Source organism: Sorangium sp. So ce321, assembly GCF_051530195.1.
GTDB lineage: Bacteria > Myxococcota_A > Polyangia > Polyangiales > Polyangiaceae > Sorangium.
In genome coordinates this window covers 11,892,858-11,919,368 of the sequence record NZ_CP150329.1, presented here as the reverse complement: position 1 = coordinate 11,919,368, position 26,511 = coordinate 11,892,858, and the positions used below count along the sequence as shown (strand labels likewise).

Here is a 26,511-nt window from a genome sequence, read left to right as displayed (position 1 = left end):
AGGCGGCCGCGCTCCTGGATACGCTCGCGGAGGATAGGCGTCCCGATGCTCGTCGGACAAGTGGGGAAGGAGCTCCACTCCTGTCCGACTGCGCCGTAGCCTGGTTAGGCGAGCCCTCGCGCCGCGCGGGCGTCAGGGATCGAAATCGTCCCCGTCGTGCGACGGCGGGGGCGGCGGCTTCGGCGGCTGCGGCGCGGCCCCAGCGCTGCTCCCGCGCTGCGGCGACCCCCTCGCGCTTCCGGCCGGTTGCCTCGGCGACGGCCGGCTCGTCGCTCGGCGCTGCGCCGGAGCGGCGCCCGAATCGAACGCGAGCACCAGGTCGAGCGCGAGCTTCGACGCCCTGCCGGCGTGCCGATCCGCGACCGCGCCCGCCTCGGCGAGCACCCGCTCGGCCGCCTCGAGCTCGCGCTTCACCTCGCGGCGCCGCGGGTCGCTCGCCAGCGCCTCGTCCGACGTCGCTGCGAGCGACGCCCGCTTCTTCTCGAGCTCCGCGGCGCGCCTCGACAGCTCGCCGAGCTGCTTCGACGCCGCGAGGGAGCCCTTCAGCGATGCCTCGACCGCCTCGATGACGCTCCTGTCTTCCGCGTCGAGCGCGCGCCCGCCGCGGGCGCTCACGAGCCGCGCCTCTGGCACGAGCTCGACGCGGAGCACCACGCCTGCCTCACGGAGCTTGGCGGCGCGCGCGCGCGTCGCTTCGAGCGTCGCGTCGCCGGTCGACCTCGGATCGAGACCCAGCGCCCGCGCGAGCTCGCCGTGCGCTTCGCCCGCGAGCTCCTCGGCCTTCAGCGACTCCTCGCGGAGCGCCCGCGCGGCCTCGAAGAACTCGTCATAGGGCTGCTTGCCCGTGCGGATGGCCCGCCCCTGCTCGAGCTGCGAGACCTGCGCGGCGCACGCGACCAGCAGGGGCGCGTGCGGCGCGACGAGCAGCAGCGCGAGCGCGGCACCGCGGAGCCGGCCTGCGCGATCCGGGAGCCTCGTCATCCACATTGCAGGATGACCCCCCAGAGCTCGTAGCTCGCGGCGGGCTTCGAGAGGAACACCACGCCCACGTAGCCCGATCGCGGCGCGACCCCGAGCACGCCCTGCCCGAAGTTCCCGGCCGGGGGCGAGAGCGCGATCGGGTCTCCGATCGGGGACAGGTTGGAGGCCAGCGTCTGCGCGCGCATGGCGCGGCTCCCCGGAGGGCCTTCGGTCCACACGAGGAGCCAGCGCCCGTCGGCGAGCCCCGCGATGTCCGGCGCGAACGCGTCGCCGCCGGGGCCCCCGGAGGGCAGCGGGATCACCTGCGTGGAGCCGGGGATGGTGCCCGGAGCGGCCTGCCCGGCGCGGATCTCCCATCGCCCGTCGGCCGGCCGGTCCGCGAAGACGACGGCGAGCTCGCGCTCGTTCCAGCCGAGTGACGGCTTGCCGACCGCGCCTCCGGAGCCCGCGATCCTGGTGAGCTCACCGAGGGGCTTGCGCTCGGCGTCGAGCCAGCCCGCCCACACGGCCTTCTCGCGGCGGAACGCGACCGCGTAGCCGCGGGACCCGGCCGCGATCGCGCGCGGCGCTTCGAGCGGCTCGTCGCCTTGCACGGGCCAGAGCGACAGGGGCGCGGCCCCGGGGTTGTCGGCCGCCACCACGGCGCCTTCCGCGAGCCCGACGACGAACGGCCTCGGCCCCGGGACATTGACCGGCGAGCGAATGGCCTGCTGCGCCGCCGTCAGCACGGTGAAGCTGTCCTCCACCGGCGAGATGCTCACGATGTCGGCGGCCTCTCGGTTCGAGAAGCGCTCGCTCCGCTCGCCGGTCGCCGGATCGATCTCGAGGCCGACGGCCTCCATGGAGCTCTTGGCGTAGCCCACCGCGAGCTTGCCGCCCTTCGTCGCCGTGACCTCGAAGGGGATGCTCTTCGCCACGAGCGGCGCCCATTGCTGCGGCTGGCGCGCCACCCAGCAGGGCTTCGGCGGGACGGGGATCGCCGCGCGCGCGACGTCCTGCGCGGCGGCGAGCGCGGGGCGCGCGGTCTCGACCGGCGCGCTCCGGGTCGCCGCGACGGAGTGGCGGCCCGCGAAGAAGGCGACGACGCTCATGAGCACCGCTGCCCCGCCGATGCCGACGAGCGAGGAGACCTGCACGGACACGGCCGTGGAGAGCGGCCTGCCGCCGCCCGGAGCCCGCGAGCTCTGCGCGCCCGCGCGAGGCGGCTCGGCGCGCCGCGCCGAGGGCGCGCGCGGATCGAGCGCTGGCGAGCCGTTGCTCGCTCCCATGGCCGAGCTGCGATCGCCCCGCTGGCCCGGCATCATCGGGGACGCGTCGGCGCCTGCCGGGCTGCGCTGCGGGCCCGGGAGCCCGGGTAACAAGCCTGGCCACGAGCGCGCCGCCGGGTGCCCCTGCGGCGCGCCCGGTCCGACGCCGACCGAAGGGATGGTCGCGTACTCGCGGCGCCCGGCCGGCGGTTCGGGCAGCGGGGAGCGCTTCGTCTCGTCGGGCACCGGCGCCGCGGCAAGCTCCTTGGTCTCGCCGTGGGGCGCCGTGGCGGAGGGCTCCGGGGCCTCGCCGCGAGCGCGGGTGGTCGACGGAGCCCGGCTGTCGCTGGTCGCCGCGGCCTCGGCGCCGCCGGGCAGGGGACCGTCGGGGGGCGCAGCGGGGCTCGCGGATCGAGGTCCAGGGGACGCGAGCGCCATGGCGGCGCTCGCGCCAGGCGCTGCGTCGGACGAGGGCGCGGAGGGGGGCAGGGGCGGCGGTGCCACGGGCTGCGTCGCGCGGGGAACCTCCGCAGGAGGGCGCGGCGGCGGTGCGGGGAGCGCGCCGAGGCGGAGGAGGGGCTTTGCGCCGGCCGCCGCCTGGTCCGGCGCTCCGGGCGCGCGTGCGGCTGCAGGGGCCTTCGCAGGGATGGCGGGGAACCGGACCGGAACTGGAGGTGGCGGCACCGAGCGCCCCGCGGGGGACGCGGGGCGCTTCGTGCCCCGGCTGGAGCTCGACGGCGCCGGCGGCACCGCGGAGGGGGGCCTGCCGGCGCCCTCGTCCGCGCCGCCCGCCGCGCCGCGCCCGTGGTTGCCCGGCGCAGCGCCTGCCGGCGCCGCGTCGCGACCGGAGAGCCGAGGTGGCAGCGGGGGCGGTCTCGCCGCGGCGCGCGAGGTCAGGGCGCCCGCGGCCCTCGGCGCCGCGCCGGGCCTGCTGGGCGCGGCCGCGCCTGGTGCCCGCTTCGGCGCTGCAGGCACGTCGTCCGTCCTGGCGCTCGCGTCGCCTGCGGCGGTGGCTGCGTCTCCGGCCGGGCGCTGATCGGCCGAGGTCTCCTCGCTTTCTTCCGGCGCCGAGGGGAGCTTCGGCGCACGGGGGATCAGCGGCGCTGACGCGTCGTTCGCGGTGGAGCTGTCGTAGCGGGGCAGCTGCGTGATCGCGCGGGCGACCCCCGCGTCGAACGTGCCGCCCGCAGCCGGGACGACGATCGGCGCGCTCGGGCCGCTGGCTGGCGCGCTGGCCGGCGCGTCGACCCCCGTGAGCGTCCTCATGGACTCGCGCTTGCGCGGCGGCGGGGGCGGGGGGTGAGGTCGCGTCGTCGCCCGGTTCGCCGGCGCGGCGGGCTTCCGGTCGTCCGCGGACGTGCGCGACGGCGCTGGGCTGGTGCGCTGACCACCGCGGGCGGGCGCCGGACCCAGATCGTCGCCGAGCTCGAGATCCAGCTCCACACCGCTCTCGCGAGCGGGGTCCCTGGCGACGGCGGGCTTTTCCGGCGTAGCGGCGCTCGCCTCTGGCTTGCGCCGGAGCTGGGCGGCGTCGGCGAGCTCCGGCTGCCTGGACGCGGGAGCCCACGCCGCCATGCCCTGGCGCCAGACCAGCGTGGATCCCGGAATGACGCCGGAGGCCAGCGCGCTTCGCAGCTCGGCAGTGCTCACCTGCCGCTGGACACCGCGCTCATCCGTCCACCGCCACGCGCTCAACGGGGGCCCCTCCTCCAGCTGCGGGAGCGCCGGAATCTCAAGACGTGATCCACGACGTGGTGATCGTACCGCGCGTCCTTTGCAAAGAGATCTTCTTTCGTCCGCTCACGCAACTGTGCGTTCACTCCCGACGAAGATCGCGCAGGTAGCCGATGAGTCCTTCCCGTGCCGTCGTCGCCGCAGTCCTCGCCCTGGCCGCCGCCGCTGGGTGCGTGCTCAGCCCGCCGTCCTGCGCTGGCTGTGATGAGCCCATCGCGGATACCGCGGTGTTTTGCGCTGACTGCGCGCGAACCGCCGTTCCTTACACGGAGCGTCCGCCGCCGGGGGCGATCGGCGCCAGCGCCGCCGATGCCGGTCTCGTCGCGTTCGCTCCGTTTGCCGGGGCGCTGGCCGAGGGGATCCGGCGCTTCAAGTACGGCGATCGTCCGGATCTCGCGCGTCCGCTCGGTCGGTTGCTGCTCGGCGCGGCGCGCGATGCAGGGATGCGCGCCGACGTCGTCGTTCCGGTCCCGCTGCATCCGCGCCGTCTCGCCGAGCGCGGCTACAACCAGGCGGCGTTGCTGGCCGCGCATGTCGCTGACGGACTCGCCGCCTCGTTCGCGCCGCGGGCCTTGCGCCGTGTCCGTTCCACAGCGCAGCAGGCGCAGCTCTCGCGCGATCTTCGCCTGCTGAACGTGGCGGGAGCGTTCCGTGTGCGCGCGCCGGAGCGGGTTCAGCACCGGCGGGTCGCGCTGATCGATGACGTGGCGACCACGGGCGCCACGCTCGCGGCGTGTCGCGACGCGCTCCTCGGCGCGGGGGCGGCTTCGGTCACGTACCTCGTCGTGGCTGCCGCCGAGAGCGGCGCGGACGAGCTCAGAAGCTCGCCTCTGTCAGCGCGCCGCACTTGATGATGACGGTCCTGCCCTCGGTGAGCCACCGCGTGCCCTTGGGTGTCGGCTCGCCGAGCCGCACGAAGAAGCGCCCGCAGCGCACCTCGATGGGTTGGTTGCTGGGCCCCACCGCCACGCCCGTCACGTAGACGGTCGCGTCCCGGGACGCGTTGAGCTTGAGCAGGCCATGGCCGCTCCGGGGGACGGGGGCGCTCGCGGTAGCCTGGGCGGGGGGCTGCGGTGGAGGGGGGAGGGCCTCGGCGGCTGGCGACGGGACGACCTCGGCGGCTGGCGGCGGGACGACCTCGGTGGCTGGCGGCGGGACGACCTCGGCGGCTGGCGGCGGGGCGGCCTCGGTGGCTGGCGGCGGGACGGCCTCGGTGGCTGGCGGCGATGGAGGGGGAGGCGGCGCTTGCCGCGCAGCGCTGTCGCTCGTGCTTGCTGACGACGAGGGTGCCGTCTGCATGGGAACGGCCGTTTGCCTCGGCTCCATGTCGGTGGTGCTCGCTGGATCAGCCGCAGCCGCATTCGCCGGCGGAGCCGCTCGGCTCCGAGCCGCCATTTCGGGCAGGACTGTTTCGACCGAGTGGACCCCCAGCGCGAACACGACCGCCGCCGTCACCAGCGCAACCCCGATCGTTCCGAGCGGCGAGAGCGGCATCGACGGACGGCTCTCAGCCGACCCAGGTTGAGGCGCGCCCGCCGACCCAGGTTGAGGCGCGCCCGCCGACCCAGGTTGAGGCGCGCCCGCCGACCCAGGTTGAGGCGCGTCCGCCGACCCAGGTTGAGGCGCGTCCGCCGACCCAGGTTGAGGCGCGTCCGTCGAGAACATCGGCCGCCAGTGTAGCGGGACCGTCCCCTGCCGAAGCGAACTCTCCCGCCCAGCGGCCCACCCAGGCGTTCCCGTCGGATCCGCTCCCCAGAGCAAGCGCACACGTTGATTGTATGCTGGAATACATTCGTGTACGTCGTCGCACATCCACTGACGCAGGTTCGCAGGGGGATACCGCTCGGCCGTCGAGCGCTGGCCGCCGGGGTGCTCGACACCCTCGGGCTCCTGGACCGCTTCCTGTGGCTGCGCGCGAAGCTCCGGCTGCCGGTGCTCTCCGTGTTCACCTACCACCGCATCGCGGAGCCCTCGGACGTGGCCGAGCTCGATCCCGGGGTCGCCGAGGTGAGCGCGCGCGAGTTCGAGGAGCAGCTCGCGGTCATCAAGACGCACTGCACGGTCGTCTCGCTCCGCGACGTGCGGCTCCTCGCGAAGGGACGGAGGCTCCCGCCGAACCCCGTCATGGTCGCGTTCGATGACGGCTACCAGGACAACCACGACGTCGCGTTGCCCCTCCTGGAGCGCGCAGGGGTCACGGCCACGTTCTTCATCGCCACCGAGTACCCCGACAGCGGGCGCCTCTACTGGTGGGATCGCGTCGCGCTCCTCATGCACCGGTGCCGGCGAGCGCGCGTCGAGATCGCCTACCCCGCGACGCTCGTGCTCGAGCCGCTGCGCGACCCGATCGCGGCGGCGACGCGCGTCTGCCAGGCCATCAAGCGCACCTCTGGCCTCGACATCGACCGCCTGTGGGACGAGATCGAGCGCCGCACGGGCGTGTCGCTCGACCGCTGCGAGGAGCGCGCGCTCGCGGCCAGGACGATCATGGGCTGGAAGCAGATCGCGGCGCTGCGGCGGGCGGGCATGGACGTGCAGTCGCACTCGCACCGGCACCGCGTCCTCCAGACGCTGTCACCCGACGAGGTCACGCGCGATCTCACGCGCTCCCGCCGCGTGCTCTCCGAGGCCCTGAACGAGGCCGTGCACGCGGTCGCGTACCCCGTCGGGTACAGCCTGTGCGGCGCGTTCCACCGCGCCGTCGAGGAGGCCGGCTTCGAGCTCGGCTTCACCAACAACTCCGGCCTTTGCATGCTCTCGTCCTTCGATCCCCTGAACTTCCCGCGCGTCGCCATGGACCGCGGGCAGATCGGCGCGCTCTTCAAGCTCAAGCTGCTCATCGGCCAGCGGCCTGGCTCACGGGCCGGCCGCTGACCGGGCAGCGCCCGCGCGGCGCGGACCGCCGCGCGCGCCGGGCACGGCAGCGCCGCCGCTCGCCCGGCAGCGCCTCGACCGGCGCGCGTGGCCTGGGCTGTGCACGTGCACCGTCGCTGGGCCGGTTCTGCACGCGCATGGCCTCCAGGGGCCAGAAAAGCTGCTTCGCAGCCTGTTCGACGAAGGGAGGCTCTCGTGAAAGGCACGCTCCTTGGTCCCAGCTTCCGCGCCGCCGCCGCCGCCGCCGTGCTCGGCGCGGCCTCGCTGCTCGCCGCAGCCCTCGCCGCGGGGTGTGGCGGCTCGCCGCCGCGCGCGACTTCGGCGCAGGCGCCAGCGCGGCCCGCGCCGGGGGCGCGCGATGGGCGGAGCGCGCAGAAGGCCACCCTCGAGCAGCGCGAGCAGCGCGAGGCCCAGCGCGCGTGGTGCGTGTACCTCGAGGAGCTCTACGAGCGCGCCACCGAGCAGGCGAGGGGCTGGCCGAAGTTCGAGGAGTGCACCCGGATGACGACGATGGCCTCGCCGAGGATGCTCCGCGAGACCTCGGAGTGCTCGCTGGCAGCGCTGCGGCGGTTCGAGGGCGACCCCTTCACCCCGGGCTACGCAGAGGAGGTGAGCCGCTGCGGCTCCGAGGCGATGACCGCCACGACGCTCCCCCGGTCCGATCTCGCCCCGTTCATGGCCGTCCTCTGCGGTCGCCTCGCGGGGTGCGGAGACCTCGACTACGACACCTGCCGGCAGAGCCTGGAGGACGGGCTCGGTCCGCAGCTCGAGCGGGCGATCGGCGCGATGAACAGCCGCGGCCGGCAGGAGGTCCGCGCCTGCTTCGGCAAGCTCGCGTGCGGCGGCGATCTCGGGCCTCAGATCTCCGCGTGCCTCGAGCCCATCATGGACGACCTGCTCTGGCTTCCGGGGTGAGCGCCGGCCGCGCCGCGCCGCGCGGCGATCAGCCGCGGCCGCCCGGCAGGCGGCAGCGCGCGATCAAGGGGACGTGATCGGACAGCCCGGCGAAATCGCCCCCGTGCCCGAACGGGTGCGTGCCCGCGAAGTCGAGCCACTGGAGGCGCTCGGACGAGTACACGTGGTCGAGGTGCATGCGCAGGTTCATGAAGCCGGCCGTCGGGAACGCGCGCGCCTCGCTCTCGGAGAGGCAGCGGACCCTTGCGAACGCGTCCACGAAGCCGATCTCCTCGCGCAGGAAGCGGTCGACCGGCGAGCCCGGCAGCGAGTTGAAATCGCCGACCACGACGAAGTTGTCGCTCCGCCGCTCGCGCCGGACGAAATCGGCGAGCACCCTCGCCTCCTCGAGCTGATTCGGCCCGAACCCCATCCGCGCCTCGCCGGTCCAGAACTCCCGCGAGAAGACGCTCGGCAGGCTGAGGTGCGTGTTGAACACATCGAAGCTCTGCCCGCTCTCGTGCTCGAACGACACGTGCGCGCAGATGCGCGTCTGCTTCAGGCTCTTGACCCTCCGCCGGTGGGTGATGTCGTGCGGGCGCTCCGCGTTGTGGTGTCCGATGCGGAACGTGTCGCGCGCGATCACCGCCAGCCCGGTCGTGTAGATGTTCGTCCGCGACGTGAGCCGGTAGGTGTGCGCGGGGAAGTAATACGCGACGTAGCGCTCGGGCCGTTCCCGCTGCGCCAGCGCCGCGTGCAGCTCGGTCATCAGGCGATCGAGCTGCGTCTCCTCCGGATGCCACCGCGGGTTCATCGTCGAGGAGCGCAGCGACTGGGTCTCTACCTCCTGGAGGCACACGAGATCGGGCAGCGGCGACAGCCGCGCCAGCGTCGTCGCGATGCGGGTGATCGCGGCGCTGGTCGAGGCGATGCCCCGCGTGCCGTGCCCGAAGTAGCGGACGTTATAGGTGATGATCCTGAGCGGCGTCGCGCCGTCGCCCGGCGGCTCGCCGCCTCCGCGAGCGCCTGGCGCCGCGCTCGTGGAGGCGCGTTCGGGTGCCATATCCTCGGGTGTTGAGCCGTTCGAACCAGGTGGGAGGCGCCGCTCGGTCATGTATCCTCTCGCCCATGGGCAAGAACATCATCGTTTCCGAGGATACCATTCGTGACCTGCTGGAAGCGCATGCCTCCCTCTCCGCCTGGTACTACGAGCTCTGGTCGGCGCTGCGCGTCGCGAAAGCCTCGGCGAGCGCCCCCGATGATGCGGCCCGTGCGGCATTTGTCGAGCGGATGGCCACGAGCTTCCCGGAGGTCGCGTCGATCGCCCGCTCCATCCAGGTGCCGCGGATGTTCGTCCCACCGCCGCCCGCGGTGAGCGTGCCCCCTGTCGCGCCCGCGGAGGGACTAGAAGAGGCCCCCACGGCCATCGAGCCCGCGCCCGCCCGGCTCCGGGAGCTCCATGGCCAGCCACCCAAGAGCCAGCCGGGCGCTGACCCCGCCGACGAGCCCGCTCCCGCGCCATCGCAGCCCGCGATCGCTCCTCCCCCGCTGGTGGTCCCATCGACGGTGAAATACGACATCTAGTCCAGGCCGTGTCGGTCCGACTCGCGAGCTCAGCCATGACGCAGGCCGTGTCGGCCTGACTCGCGAGCTCAGCCATGGATCACGTCGCGAGCCCCTCCTCGCGATGCCCGTCAGCGAGCCGGGGCGGCGCTTGCGCCGGGTGAGCAGCTGCTCGGCCTCGGCGGCTCCCGTCATGTCGAACCTGGGGTTCCTGGTCCGGCGTCGGCGCGCGATCGCTCGATGCAGCCGAGGCTTCCGCTCAGGGCAGCGCAGGCGAAGAGGCAACCCCTTCGTCGCAGCATCGGAGCAGCATCGGAGCGCTGACCTCCCGGCGCGTAGGATCTCCGCCCGGGGCGAGCCGCGCCGCTCGCCGTGGCGTCGCGTGCTCGATCCGATCGCGAAAGAGCTTGCCGCGTCGGCCTGCGCCGGCAAGCTCGCCGCTCCAGCGCATCGCTCGATCGATCGTCAGCGCGCAGCGCGGAGGAGATCGCATTGCCTGTCTCGACGGATGGCGACCGCCTGCGGCGGCTCTGCGCCGCGGCGCTGATCATGCAGCTCGGCGCCGCGTGCGCGCGCGCGCAGCGGAGCTCGCCGGACGCCGGCGCGGCCGCGGCGTCCGGCGAGAGCGCGCTGTCCACCGAGGACGCCGGCGCGAGCGCGGCGTCGTCGCCGGCGGCGCCCGCCGACGGCGCCGACGGCGATGAGGTCGCCCCTGTCTATCCGAGGGCCGACGGCGCGCCGGAGCCGCTCGCGGCCCGGCTCTGCGAGGCGCTGCACGCGCTGCCCGCGCGGCGCAAGGCGGCGTGCTGCGGCGACCGCGCCGGCTTCCATGCCGCCGCGGAGTGCGCGCGCGCGCTGAGCTTCGCGGCGCGCGCGGGGGCGGTGACGCTGTCGTCCGACGAGGTCACCCGCTGCGTCGAGGCGATGGATCGGTCGCTCGAGGGCTGCGACTGGGTCTCTCCGCTCGCCGCCCCGGTCCCGCCGGCGTGCGAGGGGATCGTGCGGGGCGCGCTCGGCGAGGGGGCGCGGTGCCGCTCGTCGCTCGAGTGCGTGGACGGGCTGCGCTGCGAGGGCGCCGGCCCCACCGACGCGGGGTCCTGCCGCCCCCCGCGCGCCGCGGGCCCCTGCGGCCTCTCCGTCGACGCGCTGGCCGCGGTCACCCGCCAGTCGCGCCACGCGGACGCGCACCCCGAGTGCCGCGGCCACTGCGCCGGGCGCGCGTGCGCGGACGACGTCCCGCTCGGCGGCCGCTGCGAGGCCCACGCCGCGTGCGGGCGGGGCCGCCGCTGCGTCGACGCGCGCTGCAGCGAGGCGCCGCTCCCTCCGATCGGCGCCGCCTGCCTGGGCGGGCTCTGCGCGCCTGGCGCGCGCTGCGTCGACGGGCGCTGCGCCGCGCCGAGGGCCGAGGGCGAGGCCTGCGCGCGCGACGCCGAGTGCCGCGCCGCCTGCGTTCGCCCGGACGGGCGCGCCGCGGTCGCTGGCGGCGCGGGCGGCGTGTGCGCGAAGCGCTGCGCGGCGCGGTGACCGGCCCGCGCGGCGCCGCGACCGGCGAGCGCCCCGCCGTGCCGCGCCGAGCCGCGCAGCTCAGGGCTTGAAATGGCCCTGGGTCGCGCCCTCCCAGGCCGTCGCCAGGTACGGGAAGGCCGGGAGGAACCGCGCGTCGTTCGCGGCGACGCCGTCGCCCGCCGTCGCGCCGGGCGCGCCGGTCAGGAGGAGCGTGAGCAGGGTGTCGGTGACGTCGGTCTGCTCGTGGTCCGCGCCGGCGACGAGCGCGCGGCCGTTCGGGAAGCCCGACGGCATCCCGAGGTCGATCCGGAGCACGTCGCCCACGGTCTCCAGGCTGTGTCCCCCGAGGCGCGCGGGCTTCAGGTTGAACGTGTCGATGAGGTCGGTCCGGTTCTGCTTCAGCGCCTCGGGATCGAAGGCGGCGAGCGGCTGACCGGCCCGGTACAGGCCGGCGAACTCCGCGTCGCGCACCAGGATCGGGTTCAGGAAGTAGGCCCCGAAATTGGCGAGGTCGTCGCGCGGGTGCGCGCGGTTGTACCTGTCCTTGTCCTGCAGGCCGATGATCCAGGTGTTGATCAGCGGCAGCCCGACCCGCGACACCTGGACCCAGGGACCGAGCCCGTCCTCCTTGCCGTTCGCGCGCAGGATCCGCACCTTGCGTCGGCTCGCCGACGCCCAGATGCCGAGCGTCTGCTGGTCGCTCGGCCCCGCCGTCGGCTCCGATCCGCCGTTCGCGATCGCCAGCGGGATCTCGAGCGCGAGCGTGTGCACGTTGAAGCCGGCGAGGTTGTCGCGCGCGGTGCACGACGGGTTCGGCGCGGCCAGGAGCGGGCAAAGCCCCGCGAGGTCGAACCCGTGGCCGAGGTCCGCGTAGAAGCTGTCGTCGCGCGGTCCGACCCAGGCGCGCCCCTCGCCGCCGGTCATCTGCTTGAGGAACTTGGAGGACGTCGCGAAGGCAGGGTAGCCGCCGCCCGTGATCTGGTAGGCGAGCTGGTTCGTTCGCCTCCCGATGTTGGGCGGCGCGACCGGCGCGCCGGCCAGGATGACGGTCGACGCCCCGCCCTCGATCTTCGTGACGGTGTACGTCTGCTCTGCGCCCGCGAGCTGCGAGAAGAACTCGTTGCCGCCGCTCGGCGCCGGGGTGAGCCCCGCCGGATCCGCCGCGCCGTACGGCGTGGTCGAGAACCGGAACTGGTACGTCAGCGCGTCCTCGAGGCTCGACGGCCCGCGGGCGATGTGCACCTCGTAGAGCACGTCGTCCGAGAAGCCGTGGAAATTCGGCCCGCTGGCGGGCTCCTCGAGCGGGATGTAGCTCGCGAGGATCACGAGGTTGCTGCCCTCCACCCACGCGTACAGATCGGTGTTGTCGGCGGCCGGGTCCCTCGCGATGGCCGGCGCCTCGCGGTGGCTCGACGCTGCAGCGAGGCCTGGTGCGCTGAGCGCGACCGATGCCGCGAAGGCGGCGGCGGCGCGCGACGGTCGGTGGATCATGCGTGCGGGTCCTCCCATCGCTCCTCTGCGGCTCACTGGCTGAGCAGGAACACCGAGCCCTGCTCCTCGGCTCCGTGATCGACGGACGCCTCGACGGACGCATCGACGAACGCGAAGACGTCGGCGGCCTTGGCCCGGTGCAGGCCGCCGGGCTCGTCGCGGCGCGCGGCGCCGGTCGCCACCGTCGAGCGCGCCCCGGACGCCACCTCGATCCGCACGACCTCGTCCGCGCCCCGGCTCACGTCGCGCGCGAGCACGAACAGCGCCGCGTCGTCTCGCGTCAGCGCGAGGCCGCACGGGTAGCCGACGTGCAGCCCGGTCGCGAACGGGCTCACGAAGCCGTCCTCGATCCTGAAGATGGTCGCCGTGCCGTCGGGGCTCGCGAGGGGGTCGCAGACGAAGACGTCGCCCCCGCGCGCGACGGCGACGCCGCTCGGGTCGACGAGCGGGCTCCCCGTCGCGATCGCGGAGGCCTCGCCGCCGCGCGCCGGCACGGAGAACACGCCGGGCTGGCCGCCCTCGCGAGCGCGCCCCGAGAAGACGAGCCGCACCTCGCCGTCCGCGCTGTGGGCGACCTCCAGCCCCCGCGCGCGGAGCCCCTCGCCGCCCTGGACCGGCGCGACGGCGCCGCCGGGCAGCTCGATCGCGAAGAGGGCGCCGGCGTCGTCGAGCGCCGAGCTGCCCGCGCCCGGATCGGCCACGAAGAGGCGGCCGCCGTCCGCGCTCGCCGCGATCCCGAGCGGCGCGACGAACGGCGGGCCGACCGCGATCGCGGCGGCGCTCGCCCCGCCGCGCGCGCTGACCCTGAAGACGCCGGCCCTGCCGCTCGCGTCGACGCCGGTGAAGTACACGGACGCCGCGCCGGCGTCCGGCGTCGCGTCGAAGGCGAGCGCCGGGGCGAGGGGCGCGATCGCGTAGGGCGCGTCGCCCCCTGCGCTGCCCCCGCCCCCGCCCCCGGTCCCGCTCGCGACGCTCGCGCCTCCCGTCCCGCCGGCGGAGCTCGCGTCCGTCCGTCCAGGCGCGTCCTTCGCGCGGCTGCAACCCGGGTTGCCCGCGGCGGCCGCGAGCGACGCGACAGCGCACAGCACACCGGCGCTTCGCCGGAAGTCCCCCCTGGCTTCCGTCATGCCTGCTCCTCCCGCCGTCGCCCGTCGTCGCCGCCCCTGCGGCTCGCGTGGCTCGCTCGCTGGCGCGCGCTGCGTCAGCCGAACGGACGCGCTGCGCCGGACGCGACCCGTTTTGCCACGGCCCTCCCGGGTCGAGTAGGCCGCGGCCGCGCCGCGCGCGAGAAAGCCGCGCGCACCCTGCCTCCCGTGTCCGGGGACGCCCGCCGGCGCTCAGGCCTGGCAGCGACGCCGCGCGGGCGGGCCGGACGCCCTTCCCCCGTCGACCCGCCGACAGCCCCGTTTTATAAGGACATCCATGTTCGATGTCGCTCGGTCACTGTATGCACGGGCATTGGAGGACATCCGTGCGGCGGGTCTCTACAAGGAAGAGCGGATCCTCGCGACGCGGCAGGGGCCGGCGATCCGGACCGAGGGCGGCGCCGAGGTCCTCAACTTCTGCGCGAACAACTACCTCGGCCTGTCGTCGCACCCGGCCGTCATCGGCGCGGCGAAGCAGGCGATCGACTCGCACGGATTCGGCCTCTCCAGCGTCCGGTTCATCTGCGGAACGCAGGACCTGCACCGGCAGCTCGAGTCCAGGATCGCGCGCTTCTTCGGCACCGAGGACACGATCCTCTACTCGTCCTGCTTCGACGCGAACGGCGGGCTGTTCGAGACGCTCCTCGGCGAGGAGGACGCCGTCGTCTCGGACGCGCTGAACCACGCGTCGATCATCGACGGCATCCGCCTCTGCAAGGCCGAGCGGCACCGCTACCCGAACGGCGACATGGCCGCGCTCGAGGAGATCCTCCGCAACACGGCCGGCAAGCGGCTCCGGCTCATCGCCACGGACGGCGTCTTCTCGATGGATGGATTCCTGGCGAAGCTCGACACCATCTGCGACCTCGCCGACAAGTACCGCGCGATGGTGATGGTCGACGACTCGCACGCGACCGGGTTCATCGGGCCGACGGGGCGCGGGACCGCGGAGCTCTGCGGGGTCATGCACCGCGTCGACGTGATCACCTCCACCCTGGGCAAGGCGCTCGGCGGGGCGAGCGGCGGCTTCACGACCGGCCGGCAGGAGATCGTCGACCTGCTCCGGCAGCGCTCGAGGCCTTACCTGTTCTCCAACACGCTCGCGCCCGCGATCGCCGGCGCCTCGATCGCCGTCTTCGACCTCATCGACGCGGAGCCCTCGCTGCGCCAGCGGGTGATGGAGAACGCGCGCCGGTTCCGGCAGGGGATGACGCAGGCCGGGTTCACCATCAAGCCGGGCATCCACCCGATCGTGCCGATCATGCTGGGCGAGGCGCGGCTCGCGAACGAGATGGCGAAGGCGCTGCTCGCCGAGGGCATCTACGTGATCGGCTTCTCGTACCCCGTCGTGCCGAAGGGCGAGGCCCGCATCCGGGTGCAGCTCTCCGCCGCGCACGAGCCGGCGCACGTCGATCGGGCGATCGACGCCTTCCGCAAGGTCGGCCGCCAGCTCGGCGTCGTCGGCTGAGCGGCTCAGTAACGGAGGATTACCTTCGGGTGCTTCGAGATGGCCTCCTGGAAGGTCGCCGTGTCGTAGTCCTTGAAGTCGAACACGGTCCCTTCGCCCCGGTTCAGGATCACCTCCCAGATGAGGTCGTGGATGTTCGGGGAGCGCGACTCGAGCAGGTGGCGCGTGATGTGCCACGTCTCGAAGATGCGGCGGCCGACCACGCCGTGGAGGGTGAGCCCGTTGACGATGACGCGGTCGAAGTCCTCGATGACCGCGTCGCCGCTCTTCAGCCCGAAGAGGATGACGTCGCCCCCGCGCCGCGTCGCCCGGATGGCGTTGTTGACGCTGCTGTTGAAGCCGCTCATCTCGAGCGCGACGTCGACGCCCACGCCGTCGGTGAGCGCCCTGAGCCGCTCCGTCAGCTCGGGGTCGCTCGCGTGGGGACGCTCGGATCGCCCCGTGTTCGGGCGCAGGACCACGTCCGCTCCCAGGCGGCGCGCCATCTCGGCGTTCTCCTCGGACGGCTCCACGCCGATGACGGAGGTCGCCCCCAGCGCGCGCGCGATCGCGACGACGAAGAGCCCGATGCTGCCGCAGCCGAAGATGGCCACGCGCTTGCCGCGGAGGTTCACCTTGGTGCACGCGTGGACGGCGTTGCCGAACGGCTCCTGCACCGCGGCGACCTCCGGGCGGATCTTGGTGACGTCGGTGCGCCACAGGTTCTTCGCGGGGAGCTTCACGAGCTCGGCGAAGCAGCCGTCCTCGCTGATGCCGATGATCTTGTCGTCGGCGCACACGTGCGTGTCACCGGCGCGGCACTGGTAGCAGGCGCCGCAGATGATGTGGCTCTCGGTCGAGACGATGTCGCCGACCTCCAGGCCGAAGGTCCGGCGCGCGTCAGGGCCGAGGGCCACGACGCGGCCGAGCAGCTCGTGGCCGACGACGCGCGTCGACTTCCTGTCGCGCTCGAGCGACCTGAAGATCATGTCCTTGAAGGCGGTGCGGAACCAGATGCCCCGATCGGAGCCGCAGAAGCCGGTCATGATCGGCTGAACGAGCACGCCCGCGCGGTCGCGAGGGTCCTTGCCCTCGTCCAGCGTCGGGCGCTCGACCTGCCGCTTGACCAGCCCGACGGTGGACTCCCACGGGTCCTTCTCGCGATCGTACGTAAGCGCCCACATCGTATCGCTCATGCGCCTGGCTCCAGGTCTGGGTTCGAGGCGCACCGAGCTGGCGCAGGGGCGCCTCAGGCGCATGTAGCGTGGCGCGCGGACGAGCGAGCGCCATCATAAAATTGCGCTGGGGGTGCTTACTTCTTCAGCTCGATCGGCTTCTTCAGCTCGATCTTGCGCCGCCCCGTGCCACCGTCCGCCGCGCCCGCGTCGGCGCCCGCGCCCGACGTGCCCGCGTCGCCGCCGGTCGTCCCTGCGTCGGCGCCTGCGCCCGTGCCGGTCGTCCCCGCGTCGGCGCCCGCGCCTGTGCCCGACGTGCCCGCGTCGCTGCCGGTCGTGCCCGCGTCGCCGCCGGTCGGGGCGCCCGCGTCGCCCGTCGTCTTGGGGGCAGCGGTCGCCGCTCGGGCGTCGGCCTCCGTCGCGGTCGTCGCGCGGCTGTCGTTGGTCTTGAGCTCGATCCACCCGAGCGTGGGCTGGCCGCCGCTCTGGAAGGCGACGAGCATCCAGTCCTGGTAGCTCGCCTTGAGGTCGACGATCGCGCCGTTATCGAGCCGCGCGAGCTCCTTCGACTTCGCGTCCGCCGCCTGGTACGCGGCGAACTGCTGCAGCAGGCGCCGGCGCCCGGGCTGGGGCTCCATGGTCGGGTACGTGGCCACGTACCCCGCGGTGAGGTCTGGCGTGGCCGGCGCCACCGGGGTCGCCGTGGCCGTCACCGCTCCGCTCGTCGTCGAGGCTTCCTCCCTGCTGCACCCTGCTCCGGCGAGCAAGCTGCCCGCGAGCACCAGGCTCCACATCTCGACCGTACGTGCCATCGTCTCCTCCGTCGCCTCGGGCCGGGGGACTCGCTACATCGACCATGAGGCGAGGGCACCGTACACGAGCACCACGGGGAGCGCACCCCGCGTGCGTGCCGGTCATCCGGCGAGCGCGTCGGTCAGCGCGGGCCGCGCTGGCCATCGCAGCGAGCGTCGATCAGCGCAGAGCGCGCCGATCAGCGCGCAGACCGCGCAGCTCAGCGCTTGGCCGGCGCGCGCGCAGACGGCGGCGGCGGGGTCGTCTCGGAGATGGGCGGACGCTCCCGCAGGCACCTGTCGAGCCCGTCATGCAGGGCGGCCTCGTGCGCGCCCGGGAGCTTCGGGCGGCCCATCACGTTCACGAAGAGGCGGTCGTGCGCGAAGCCGCCGCCCGGGCCGAGGCTCATCCACACGAACATCGCGCGTCCCTTGATGTTCTCGAAGGGCACGCCCGCGCCGAGCTTGCCGCGCCACTCGCGCGAGTCGTGGCTGTTGTCGCGGTTGTCGCCCATCACCCAGACCTCCTCCTCGGCCACCTTGAACGGGCCTCGGGGGATGCCGCACACGCCGGCCCTACAGCTCAGGCCCGGCGTGCAGTCCTCGTTGTCGACGCACATCGTCTTGTCGGGGTTCGCGTCGTAGAGCGTGAAGTACGACCTGTCCCCGAGGTACTCGAGGAACAGCTCGGCCTGGCGACTCTCGTAGCGGTACGGACCGACGTGACAGTGGGGGACGAGCCAGCCGTTGAGGATGGGCCGGCCGTTGATCACCTCCAGCGTGTCGCCCGGGACGGCGATCACCCGCTTGATGAAGTCCTGCTCCTTGTTCTCGGGGAACTTGAACACCATCACGTCGCCGCGCGCCGGCGGCAGGCGGGAGAAGAGGCGCTGGTCGGTCCACGGGATGAGCGGACCGTAGGTGAACTTGCTGACGAAGATGTGGTCGCCGACCATGAGGGTCGGGATCATCGAGCCGCTCGGGATCTTGAACGCCTCGACGACGAAGGCGCGCAGGATGAGCGCCACCGCGACGGCGATGCCGATCGACTCCGCGTACTCGCGCATCTCGCCCTTGCGCCAGCGGCCGAGGTGCTCGCCGACCGCGCGGTCGGCGCGGCTATGGGCGGCGTCGAACTCGTCGGGGTCGAACGTCTCGGCGCTCATCGCGCGCTCGAGCGACGCGATCGCCTGCGCCACCTGCTCGCGCTCGCCGCTCGTCAGCTCGCGCTCGACCTCGCGCTTGCGGCTGCGCAGGATGCGGTGCGCCTCCTCCAGGAGCGCGGCGGCGTCCTCGAAGCGGGCGCGCGCCTTCGGCGGGATGTCCCGGCGGCCGCCGACCCCGATCGCCGACGCGAACGGCAGGTCGTGGCGGAACCGCCAGAGGATCATCGCGAAGATCGTGAAGAGGACGATGCCGGCCGGGATCTGCTGCTCGCCGACGAAGACGCGGAGCGGCTGGGTGCTCGCGCCCGGGGACGACGGGGTGAGCAGCCAGACGTTCGCGACAGCGAGCGCGAAGGGCACGAGGCAGATCCACACGAGGTGGAACAGGAAGCGCAGCAATCGGCCATCCTTGCCCCCGGGCGGCGGAGAGCTGCCGGCCGAGCGTGGGTCTGCGCCGCCGGCCGGCTTGGCCGCGCTGACGCGGGGCTCCGGGTTCGCGCTTCCCCTCATCGAGGGCCTGAACTCCGAGCTTGAGGGCCGATTGGCCGCGACCGACGGTACGCTCTGGGGTTGATCATCGGGGCGCGGCGGCAAGAGAGAGCTTATGTATACGCCGACCCCCGCCGCGGCAAGTGCGCAGGCGCGGAGAGCGACACGCGGTCCGTTGGCGCCATCCGCCATCTCCGCCGCGCTGGTCGTCGTCCCCCCGCGCCACGCGCGGTGCCGTCGTCACGGCGCGTCCCCGACCTCGACGGCGTAGCTCACGAGGGCGGCCCGGTCGTCGCGGGCGTACGTCGTCGGCTGCGTCCGCCCAGCGGCGCTCGTGTTGTCGATGACCAGGTAATACTGCCCCTCGGGCAGCGGCACCGTCCGCCGCCAGGGGGCGCCCGAGTACACCGGCTCGTCCAGCAGGGGGGCCGAGACGAGCGGCGCCGGCGCCGGCTGCGTCAGGTAGGCCTGGAGCCACTGCTCCCCGCTGCCGCGCGGCACCAGGATCACGTCCACGCCCGGCGCGCCCTCGATCGCGATCGTGAGCGTCATCGCCTCGTCGCTGCCCGTGATCTCGAGCGGGCCGATGTAGTCGCGCTGGTCCTGGTGCACCTCGGTGCGCTCGTTCGCCAGGAGCAGCCGGCCGTTGTCGCGGCGCTGGTAGGGCTCTCGGGGCCGCTGCCCCTTCTCGATGATGCCGAGGCCGAACTGCACCGCGCCGTCGTCGTCGCGGATGACCGTGAACCCACGGGCGATCTCGGTCTTCACGAGCTGGGCGCCGAGCGCGTTGGCGTACGCGCTGCCCTGGGCGAGCGACACGCCGCCGAGCGAGATGGCCGCGGGCTGCTCGACGAGCCTGGTCGTGAAGGTCGCCGCCGTGGTCGAGCGCTGACGGAAGTACACGTACATCGTGTCGCCATCCATCAGGAAGTCGTGCTCGTACTCGACGGCGGCGCTCGCGTCGAAGCTCATGCGCTTCGTCAGGTTGGTCCAGACCACGCCGCTCCCGCCGAACTGGAGGAACAGGTTGCCGTTCGCGAGCTCCTGGGCGACGCAGGAGCCCGGGTAGAACCGGCCCGTCACCGGATCGTCGTCGCGGAGGCGCAGCGGCACGCTCCGCTTCCGCATCTCGCCGCAGAGCTGGCTCGTCGCGAAGGCCAGGATGGCCCTGCGGAGGGACAGGTTCCCCGGATCGTTCACGACGCCCGGCATGACGCCGAGCGCCCCCTGGCCGCACGCGCCGCACACCGTCCCGAGCAGGGAGATGCAGAGCGCGAGGCCGAGCGCGCGCAGCGCGGCGGTGCGGAGGAGCATGGGCGCAGCATAAACGAAACACCGGCGGGTCGAGCGGCGCGCCGCGTCGCGCGGCGCGGGTCACGTCGCTTTCGGCCCGGCGCGCCCGGGGGTGGTAGGGTCGCCGCCATGGCGAACGTCGCAGTGATCGGGGCCGGCGCCTGGGGTACGGCGCTCGCGAAGTTGCTGGCGGACAAGGGCAACCCTACCGCGCTCTGGGCGCACCAGGGGGAGCTCGCCGAGCGGATCGGCCGCGAGCGCCAGAACCACCGGTACCTGCCAGGCGTGGAGCTGCCCGAGAGCCTGCGCGCGACGAACGACCTCGAGGACGCGCTGCGCGGCGCGGAGCTCGTCGTCGTGGTCGTGCCGTCGCACGCGCTGCGCGAGGTGGTCCGTGAGGCCGGCCGCCACATCCCGCGGGACGCGCTCGTCTGCAGCGCGACGAAGGGCATCGAGAACGACTCGCTGATGCTGATGAGCGAGGTGCTCGTCGACGAGCTCGGGCGCGCGGTCGAGCCGCGGCTCTCGTACCTGTCGGGCCCGAGCTTCGCGCGGGAGGTCGCCGACGGCCAGCCGACCACCGTGGTGGTCGCGGGCAGGAGCGAGCGGGAGACGCACGCGGTGCAGCGCCTGCTCGCGACCGATCGGTTCAGGGTCTACTGGTCCGATGACGTCGTGGGCGTGGAGGTGGGCGGCGCCCTCAAGAACGTCGTCGCCATCGCGGCCGGCATCGGCGACGGCCTCGGCCTCGGCCACAACGCGCGCGCCGGGCTCATCACGCGCGGCCTCGCGGAGATGGCGCGCATGGCCGCGGCGAAGGGGGCGAACCTGCTCACGCTGGCCGGGCTCTCCGGGATGGGCGACCTCGTGCTCACGTGCACGGGCGAGCTGTCGCGCAACCGCACCGTCGGCCTCGAGATGGGCAGGGGACGGAAGCTCGACGAGATCCTCGCCGGCCTCGGCCACGTCGCCGAGGGGGTGAAGACGGCCAAGAGCGCGTACGAGCTCGCGAACAAGCTGGGCGTGAGCGCGCCGATCTCGGTCGAGGTGTACCGCATGCTCTACGAGGGGAAGCCGCCGCAGCAGGCCGTCGTCGACCTGATGACCCGCGCCCTCACGAAGGAATGAGAGAGAAGGAAGCGCGGAGCCGGCCCGCGGGAAGGCATTTTCTCGCGCTGCGCGCGCGTTGCCTTTCGCGAGCGTGTAAAGTGGCGGCGCGATGAACACACGACCTCTCGCGAGTCTCCTCTCCGCGCTCCTCGTGTCGAGCGTCAGCTGGACGGCCTCTGCCCAGTACGGCGCGCCGCCCTACGGCGGCCAGCAGGGCGGCGCGTACGGGGGCCAGTACGGCGGCTACACCTATCCGCCGCCCCAGCAGAAGAAGACCCAGCCGAAGTCGACGCCGCTCGAGGTCGGCTATCTCTACGCCACGTCCGTGGCCTACGGCGTGGGGACGGGCATCTGGTTCGACGCGCTCGCCGGCATCGACGACCCTGGCGTGCAGTTCATCGCGCCCGCCGTCCTCGGCGTCGCGGCGCCCGTCGGCGTCTACTTCCTCGACCAGCCGCCGATGCCGCGCGGCCTGCCTTCCGCGATCGCGACGGGCATGGTGATCGGCGCGGGCGAGGGGCTGGGGATCGCCTCCTACCAGTACGTCTCCGCGAGGAAAGGCAAGGAGTGGGGCTTCCTCGGGCTCGCGACCTCCGAGGTGATCGGCTCCACCGTCGGCGGCGCGGCGGGCTTGGGGTTCTACTACCTCCTCCGGCCCAAGCCGCAGACCAACATGCTCCTCGCGTCGGGCGCCGTGTGGGGCACCATCATCGGCAGCGAGTTCGGGGCCGCCGCCAGCAACGGCAGCTGGAGCGAGTCGAACGACAGCGTCTCGCTCGGCGGCCTGATCGGCTTCAACGTCGCGACCGCGGGCGCCGTCGGCCTGGCCATCGCCTGGACGCCCTCGTGGAACCAGCTCGCGTGGATGTGGGGCGGCCTGGGCATCGGCACTGTTGTGTCATTGCCCATCTACTTCGCGTACATCGGCAGCGACCACGATCCTCGCCGCGGCCTCATCGCCCAGGGCGCGGCGGGCACCCTCGGCCTCGTGGCGGGGGCATTGTTTCTCGGCAAACCGGACCCCGCCGGCGAGGTCGCCGCGAACGAGGAGCAGCGCGCCCGTCCCCCGTTCGCGCGCGTGCTCGGCGGCAGCCTCGTGCCGTACCGAGGCGGCATGGGCGCGGTCGTCCTCGGAGAGCTCTGGTAAGCCGCAGTGCGCCGGACAACACGGCTGCGTGGGGCCGCGGCACGCCTGCTATGCTCCTCGCGATGCCGACCCTGAAGTATTTTGTCTCCGAGGGCGCGCCACGCCTGTACAGCGTCCACAAGCCAGTCACGACGATCGGCAAGGCGCTCGGAAACGACGTCGCGGTCACGGGGGCGGGGGTGCTGGACCATCACGCGCAGATCGTGTTCGACGGGCGCGACTTCGTGCTCGAGGAGTGCGAGCGCGACGGGGACATCGCGATCAACGGCAAGAAGAAGCGGCGCGCCCGCCTGGTGCACGGCGACAGGCTCCAGCTCGGCGCGGTCGAGGTCGGGTTCTCGATGTTCGCCGAGGCGCCGACCGTGCAGGAGCGGCTGCCGGCGGGCGCCGACGGGGAAGAGCGGCCCGCCCCGCCGCAGGGCTCCTCGGAGCTCGCCGGCGTCCGCAAGCTGTTCGCCTTCAGCGAGAAGCTCATCAACCGGCGCAGCGTCGACGAGCTCCTCGAGGCGATGCTCGACGACGTCATCGAGCTGACCCACGCCGACAAGGGGTTCCTGCTGCTCCTGGAGGGCGCGGAGGCCGCGGCCGACACGGCGGTCCGCGGCGGCGCCCTGGCCGCGCCCACGGCGGGCGGCGATCGCAAGCTCGCGGTGCGCGCGTCGCGCAACGTCCGCAAGGAGGCCATCACCGACGCGGCCGGGGGCATCTCGGACAGCATCGTGCGGCAGGTGATCGCCTCGGGCCGCCCCGTGATCGTCTCCGACGCGCTCGCCGACACGCAGTTCGGGCGGAGCGACAGCGTCATCGCGATGAAGCTCTCGAGCGTGATGTGCGCCCCGCTCCTGTCGCAGGGCCAGATCATCGGCGCGCTCTACGTCGGCAACGACAAGATCAAGCACCTCTTCGACCGCGCCCAGCTCGATCTGCTCAGCATCTTCGCGTCCCAGGCCTCGCTCATCCTCCAGAACGCGATGCTCCTGAACGCCCTCAGGGCCGACAAGGCGAAGCTCGTCGCCGAGCTGCACGACAAGAAGTTCGGCGAGATCATCGGCGCTTGCCCGTCGATGCTCGAGGTGTTCCGCAAGCTGCAGAAGGTCGCGGCGACCGACATCAGCGTGCTCATCACCGGGGAGACGGGGACGGGGAAGGAGCTCATCGCGAGGGAGCTGCACCGGCGCAGCCCGCGCGAGGGCGGCCCGTTCATCACCATCAACTGCGGCGCCATCCCGGAGAACCTCATCGAGAGCGAGCTCTTCGGCCACGTGAAGGGGGCCTTCACCGGCGCCATCGCCAGCCGCCCCGGCAAGTTCCAGATCGCCGACAAGGGCACGCTGTTCCTCGACGAGATCGGCGAGCTCCCGCTGAACCTCCAGGTGAAGCTCCTCCGCGCGCTCCAGGAGCGGGTCGTCTTCCGCGTCGGCGACTCGAAGCCCGAGAAGGTCGACATCCGCATCGTCGCGGCCACGAACAGGAACCTCGAGGAGGAGATCCGCACCGGCAACTTCCGGGAGGATCTCTACTACCGGCTCAACGTCGTGAACCTGTGGCTCCCGCCGCTCCGCGAGCGGGGCGAGGACGTGCTCATCATCGCCAAGGTCCTGCTCTCGAAGTACGCGGATGAGCTCGGCAGCGCCGTGCGCGGCTTCAGCCCCGCCGCGCTCGCCGCGATCAAGAAGTACTCCTGGCCGGGCAACATCCGGCAGCTCGAGAACCGCATCAAGAAGGCGCTGGTCCTCTGCGACCAGGCCCTCCTCGCCGCGGAGGACCTCGACCTCGGCCCCGGCGCCGAGACGGCGGTCATGCCGCTCGAGAAGGCGAAGGAGGAGTTCCAGCGGCGCTACGTGCTCGAAGCGCTCGAGCGCAACAACGGCAACCGCACGCAGACGGCCCGCGACCTCGGCGTCGACCCGCGCACCATCTTCCGCTACCTCGAGAAGGAGCAGAACCCGATGCCGAGCGGGGCCGGCGGCGTGGCCCGCGATCCGACCGAAGCGTGATGGAATACAACCTCGAAGGGCCCTTCGCAGACCCCTGTCCGTCCAAGACCCGCGCCGACCTGGAGTGGGACCGCATCCTCGAGGCGCTCGCCGAGCGCTGCGCGTCGCGCGCCGGGAAGCGGCTCGCCCGGGCCCTCCCGTTCGCGTCCACGCGCGCCGAGGCGCTCACCATGCTCTCGGAGGTGCGCGAGGCGTTCGAGCTCGCCCGGGCCGGCGAGCCGCTGCCGTCGCGCGACGTCGCGGAGCTCGAGGACGCGCTCGACCGCGCGCGCATCGGCGCCGCGCTCGCGAACGAGGAGCTCCGCGCCGTGCTCGGCCTGCTCGAGGCCGCGCGCACGTCGCGGCAGTACCTGCAGAGCCGGCGCCAGATCGCGCCCACGCTCTACGCCGCGTGCGCGACGAACCCGGAGCTCGACGCCGTCGCGCGCGAGCTCGCGGCGGCCTTCGATCCGGACGGCACGCTCTCGGACCGCGCCTCGCCCCGCCTCGAGGCGCTCCGCGCGGAGCGGCGCGCCGTGCGCGACCGGCTCGTCCGCCGCCTCGAGGACCTCATCCAGAAGCACGAGGACATCCTCCAGGACCGCTACTGGACCGAGCGCGACGGGCGCTACGTGCTCCCGGTGCGCTCCGACGCGCACGAGCGCTTCCCCGGGATCGTCCACGCGACGAGCGCGAGCGGCGCCACCGTGTTCGTCGAGCCGCGGGTGCTCGTCGAGACCGGCAACCGGATGAAGATGGTCGACGCCGAGGTCGCGCGCGAGGAGCTCGCGATCTACGCGGCGCTCACCGCCCGCGTGGCCGAGGACATCGAGAGCGTCGCGGCCGCCGCCCGCGCGCTGGCCCACGCCGACGTGAGGGCCGCCGCCGCGCGGCTCGCGCGGGACCTCGACCTCACCTTCCCGGACGTCCCCGAGGACGCCTTCGCGGATCGAGGCGCCTCGGACGGCGCGGCGCGGCCCCCCTCGATCGTCCTCCACGGCGGCCGCCACCCGCTGCTCGCGCTCGACGGCGTGAAGGTGGTCCCGAGCGACCTCTCGATGAGCGCGGGCCGCGCGATGATCGTCTCCGGGCCGAACGCCGGCGGCAAGACCGTGGCCCTGAAGACGCTCGGGCTCGCGGCGCTGATGGTCCGCGCGGGCCTGCCGGTCGCGGCGCGGGAGGGCTCTCGCGTCGCGCTCTTCGACGTCGTGCTGACCGACGTCGGCGACGACCAGAACCTCCACAAGAACCTGTCGACCTTCAGCGCCCACGTGCAGAACCTCGGGCAGATCCTCGGCGAGACGCGCCCCGGCGCCCTCGTCCTGCTCGACGAGCTCGCCGGCGGCACCGACCCGCGCGAGGGCGAGGCGCTCGCCGCGGCCGTGCTCGACTCGCTCTGCGCGCGCGCCGGCACCGTCGCCTGCACCACGCACTACGAGGGCCTCAAGGCGCTCGCGCTCGGCGATCAGCGCTTCGAGAACGCCTCGGTCGGCTTCGATCTCGCCACCATGAGCCCGACCTTCCGGCTCGTCGTCGGCCTGCCCGGCGCCTCGAGCGCGCTCGCCGTCGCGCGGCGGTTCGGCATCCCGGCCGCCGTGCTCGAGCGGGCCGAGCGCTTCCTCACGCAGGAGGCGGTCACCTTCGAGCAGATGGTCGAGAAGCTCTCCGCCGAGCGCCGCGCGCTCGAGCTCGCGCGCGAGGACGCCGAGCGCGAGGCGGCCGGCGCCCGCGCCAAGCGGCGGGAGCTCGACGGCGAGATCGGGCGGCTCCGGGAGAAGGAGCGCGCCGTGATCACGCGGGAGGGCGAGGCGCTGCTCGCCAGCCTGCGGCGCGCGCGCGACGACCTCAAGGCGGCGCAGGCGCGCCTGCGCGGCAAGCCCACCGAGGAGGACGTGCGGGCGGCCGCCCGCGTGATGGACGCGGTGGGGCAGAAGACGTCGATCGGGGGCGAGCTCGAGCTGCGCCCGAAGGAAGAGCCGCCGGCGCGGCCGGCGATCGATCCGGCCGCCATCCGCGTCGGCGCCCGCGTCTACGTGCCGCGCCTGCGGGCCGAGGCCGAGGTCGTCGAGGTCCTCTCGGGCGGCCAGCTGCGGGTCGCCGCGGGCGCGCTCAAGCTCACGACGTCGATCGCCGAGCTGCGCGGCACCGGCGCGCCGCCGGCCGTCGCGGCGCCGCCTCCGCAGCGCCGCGTCGAGCTCGACGCGGCGGCCGATCCGGACGTCCCGATCCAGACGGCGGACAACACGGTGGATCTCCGCGGCCTGCGCGCGCACGAGGCGGTCGCGATGGCCGAGCAGTTCCTCGACCGCTCGCTCGGCGCGGGCCGCAAGGTCACGTTCTTCGTCCACGGGCACGGCACCGGCGCCCTGCGCGACGCCGTCCGCGAGGCGCTGCGCGCGAGCCCCTACGTGGCGCGCCTCCGCCCGGGCGGCCCCAGCGAGGGCGGCGACGGCGTCACCGTCGCGTGGCTGAAGTGGTGAGC

20 protein-coding genes are annotated in these 26,511 nt (G+C 73.6%); 10 read left to right on the top strand and 10 right to left on the bottom strand.

Translation table 11 applies throughout. The annotated features are described in order from the left end of the window. Nucleotides 1-132 precede the first annotated feature (132 nt). Nucleotides 133-981, bottom strand: coding sequence for a hypothetical protein (locus WME89_RS44190; protein WP_438005582.1), 849 nt, complete (start codon nucleotides 979-981; stop codon nucleotides 133-135). Next, nucleotides 978-3,878 carry a GYF domain-containing protein gene (locus tag WME89_RS44185; protein WP_438005581.1) on the bottom strand — a complete coding sequence of 967 codons (2,901 nt, stop codon included), beginning with the start codon at nucleotides 3,876-3,878 and terminating at the stop codon, nucleotides 978-980. The genes WME89_RS44190 and WME89_RS44185 overlap by 4 nt, the downstream gene beginning before the upstream one ends. 257 nt (nucleotides 3,879-4,135) lie before the next feature. On the opposite strand from WME89_RS44185, the gene WME89_RS44180 reads away from it, so the two are divergent. Then, a complete protein-coding gene (locus WME89_RS44180; RefSeq protein ID WP_438005580.1) occupies nucleotides 4,136-4,813 on the top strand; it encodes a ComF family protein in 678 nt (225 codons plus the stop codon). Here WME89_RS44180 and WME89_RS44175 read toward each other — a convergent pair. Then, on the bottom strand, nucleotides 4,779-5,261 hold the full coding sequence (locus tag WME89_RS44175) for a hypothetical protein (RefSeq protein WP_438005579.1): 483 nt from the start codon (nucleotides 5,259-5,261) through the stop codon (nucleotides 4,779-4,781). The genes WME89_RS44180 and WME89_RS44175 overlap by 35 nt on opposite strands. 570 nt (nucleotides 5,262-5,831) lie before the next feature. Here WME89_RS44175 and WME89_RS44170 point away from each other — a divergent pair. Further along, nucleotides 5,832-6,836, top strand: a complete 1,005-nt coding sequence (locus WME89_RS44170) for a polysaccharide deacetylase family protein (RefSeq protein WP_438005578.1) — start codon at nucleotides 5,832-5,834, stop codon at nucleotides 6,834-6,836. 195 nt (nucleotides 6,837-7,031) lie between these two features. Beyond that, entirely contained in the window at nucleotides 7,032-7,751 is a 720-nt protein-coding gene (locus WME89_RS44165) for a hypothetical protein (protein WP_438005577.1), read from the top strand. 28 nt (nucleotides 7,752-7,779) lie between these two features. On the opposite strand, the gene WME89_RS44160 is transcribed toward WME89_RS44165, so the two are convergent. Beyond that, entirely contained in the window at nucleotides 7,780-8,793 is a 1,014-nt protein-coding gene (locus WME89_RS44160) for an endonuclease/exonuclease/phosphatase family protein (protein WP_438005576.1), read from the bottom strand. Nucleotides 8,794-8,804: 11 nt separating this feature from the next. Here WME89_RS44160 and WME89_RS44155 point away from each other — a divergent pair, with 11 nt between their 5' ends. Together WME89_RS44155 and WME89_RS44150 are read left to right on the top strand one after the other, a co-directional pair. Beyond that, nucleotides 8,805-9,314 (top strand): hypothetical protein, encoded by a 510-nt coding sequence (locus tag WME89_RS44155; protein WP_438005575.1) that lies wholly within the window; start codon nucleotides 8,805-8,807, stop codon nucleotides 9,312-9,314. Nucleotides 9,315-9,785: 471 nt separating this feature from the next. Then, nucleotides 9,786-10,817 carry a hypothetical protein gene (locus WME89_RS44150; protein ID WP_438005574.1) on the top strand — a complete coding sequence of 344 codons (1,032 nt, stop codon included), beginning with the start codon at nucleotides 9,786-9,788 and terminating at the stop codon, nucleotides 10,815-10,817. 60 nt (nucleotides 10,818-10,877) lie between these two features. Here WME89_RS44150 and WME89_RS44145 read toward each other — a convergent pair whose 3' ends face one another. Beyond that, nucleotides 10,878-12,290: a DUF4331 domain-containing protein gene (locus WME89_RS44145; protein ID WP_438005573.1), complete on the bottom strand. Its 1,413-nt coding sequence runs from the start codon at nucleotides 12,288-12,290 to the stop codon at nucleotides 10,878-10,880. Between the two features lie 32 nt (nucleotides 12,291-12,322). Next, on the bottom strand, nucleotides 12,323-13,417 hold the full coding sequence (locus tag WME89_RS44140) for a hypothetical protein (RefSeq protein ID WP_438005572.1): 1,095 nt from the start codon (nucleotides 13,415-13,417) through the stop codon (nucleotides 12,323-12,325). Nucleotides 13,418-13,712: 295 nt separating this feature from the next. On the opposite strand from WME89_RS44140, the gene kbl reads away from it, so the two are divergent. After that, nucleotides 13,713-14,903, top strand: coding sequence for a glycine C-acetyltransferase (gene kbl, locus WME89_RS44135; protein ID WP_438005571.1), 1,191 nt, complete (start codon nucleotides 13,713-13,715; stop codon nucleotides 14,901-14,903). Between the two features lie 5 nt (nucleotides 14,904-14,908). On the opposite strand, the gene WME89_RS44130 is transcribed toward kbl, so the two are convergent. The 4 genes from WME89_RS44130 to WME89_RS44115 all read right to left on the bottom strand — a co-directional run bounded on the left by WME89_RS44130 (nucleotide 14,909) and on the right by WME89_RS44115 (nucleotide 19,817). After that, nucleotides 14,909-16,078, bottom strand: coding sequence for a zinc-binding dehydrogenase (locus tag WME89_RS44130; protein ID WP_438005570.1), 1,170 nt, complete (start codon nucleotides 16,076-16,078; stop codon nucleotides 14,909-14,911). A 116-nt stretch (nucleotides 16,079-16,194) separates the two neighbouring features. After that, complete coding sequence (locus WME89_RS44125) at nucleotides 16,195-16,869, bottom strand: hypothetical protein (RefSeq protein ID WP_438005569.1); 675 nt, start codon at nucleotides 16,867-16,869, stop codon at nucleotides 16,195-16,197. A 200-nt stretch (nucleotides 16,870-17,069) separates the two neighbouring features. Then, entirely contained in the window at nucleotides 17,070-18,413 is a 1,344-nt protein-coding gene (gene lepB, locus WME89_RS44120; RefSeq protein ID WP_438005568.1) for a signal peptidase I, read from the bottom strand. A 330-nt stretch (nucleotides 18,414-18,743) separates the two neighbouring features. Further along, complete coding sequence (locus WME89_RS44115) at nucleotides 18,744-19,817, bottom strand: hypothetical protein (RefSeq protein ID WP_438005567.1); 1,074 nt, start codon at nucleotides 19,815-19,817, stop codon at nucleotides 18,744-18,746. Between the two features lie 108 nt (nucleotides 19,818-19,925). On the opposite strand from WME89_RS44115, the gene WME89_RS44110 reads away from it, so the two are divergent. From WME89_RS44110 to WME89_RS44095, 4 genes are all read left to right on the top strand, one after another. Then, nucleotides 19,926-20,924 carry an NAD(P)H-dependent glycerol-3-phosphate dehydrogenase gene (locus tag WME89_RS44110; protein ID WP_438005566.1) on the top strand — a complete coding sequence of 333 codons (999 nt, stop codon included), beginning with the start codon at nucleotides 19,926-19,928 and terminating at the stop codon, nucleotides 20,922-20,924. Nucleotides 20,925-21,015: 91 nt separating this feature from the next. After that, nucleotides 21,016-22,053, top strand: coding sequence for a hypothetical protein (locus WME89_RS44105; RefSeq protein ID WP_438005565.1), 1,038 nt, complete (start codon nucleotides 21,016-21,018; stop codon nucleotides 22,051-22,053). Between the two features lie 50 nt (nucleotides 22,054-22,103). Beyond that, nucleotides 22,104-24,050 (top strand): sigma 54-interacting transcriptional regulator, encoded by a 1,947-nt coding sequence (locus WME89_RS44100; protein WP_438005564.1) that lies wholly within the window; start codon nucleotides 22,104-22,106, stop codon nucleotides 24,048-24,050. Beyond that, on the top strand, nucleotides 24,050-26,509 hold the full coding sequence (locus WME89_RS44095; RefSeq protein ID WP_438005563.1) for an endonuclease MutS2: 2,460 nt from the start codon (nucleotides 24,050-24,052) through the stop codon (nucleotides 26,507-26,509). The genes WME89_RS44100 and WME89_RS44095 overlap by 1 nt, the downstream gene beginning before the upstream one ends. The last annotated feature ends 2 nt before the right edge of the window (nucleotides 26,510-26,511 follow it).

Bases quoted from the DNA above. Each gene is read 5' to 3' on its own strand.
- WME89_RS44190 (WP_438005582.1), bottom strand. From the start codon at position 981: ATGACGAGGCTCCCGGATCGCGCAGGCCGGCTCCGCGGTGCCGCGCTC.
- WME89_RS44175 (WP_438005579.1), bottom strand. From the start codon at position 5,261: ATGCAGACGGCACCCTCGTCGTCAGCAAGCACGAGCGACAGCGCTGCG.
- WME89_RS44160 (WP_438005576.1), bottom strand. From the start codon at position 8,793: ATGGCACCCGAACGCGCCTCCACGAGCGCGGCGCCAGGCGCTCGCGGA.
- WME89_RS44145 (WP_438005573.1), bottom strand. From the start codon at position 12,290: ATGATCCACCGACCGTCGCGCGCCGCCGCCGCCTTCGCGGCATCGGTC.
- WME89_RS44140 (WP_438005572.1), bottom strand. From the start codon at position 13,417: ATGACGGAAGCCAGGGGGGACTTCCGGCGAAGCGCCGGTGTGCTGTGC.
- kbl (WP_438005571.1), top strand. From the start codon at position 13,713: ATGTTCGATGTCGCTCGGTCACTGTATGCACGGGCATTGGAGGACATC.
- WME89_RS44130 (WP_438005570.1), bottom strand. From the start codon at position 16,078: ATGAGCGATACGATGTGGGCGCTTACGTACGATCGCGAGAAGGACCCG.
- WME89_RS44125 (WP_438005569.1), bottom strand. From the start codon at position 16,869: ATGGCACGTACGGTCGAGATGTGGAGCCTGGTGCTCGCGGGCAGCTTG.
- WME89_RS44115 (WP_438005567.1), bottom strand. From the start codon at position 19,817: ATGCTCCTCCGCACCGCCGCGCTGCGCGCGCTCGGCCTCGCGCTCTGC.
- WME89_RS44110 (WP_438005566.1), top strand. From the start codon at position 19,926: ATGGCGAACGTCGCAGTGATCGGGGCCGGCGCCTGGGGTACGGCGCTC.
- WME89_RS44105 (WP_438005565.1), top strand. From the start codon at position 21,016: ATGAACACACGACCTCTCGCGAGTCTCCTCTCCGCGCTCCTCGTGTCG.
- WME89_RS44100 (WP_438005564.1), top strand. From the start codon at position 22,104: ATGCTCCTCGCGATGCCGACCCTGAAGTATTTTGTCTCCGAGGGCGCG.
- WME89_RS44095 (WP_438005563.1), top strand. From the start codon at position 24,050: ATGGAATACAACCTCGAAGGGCCCTTCGCAGACCCCTGTCCGTCCAAG.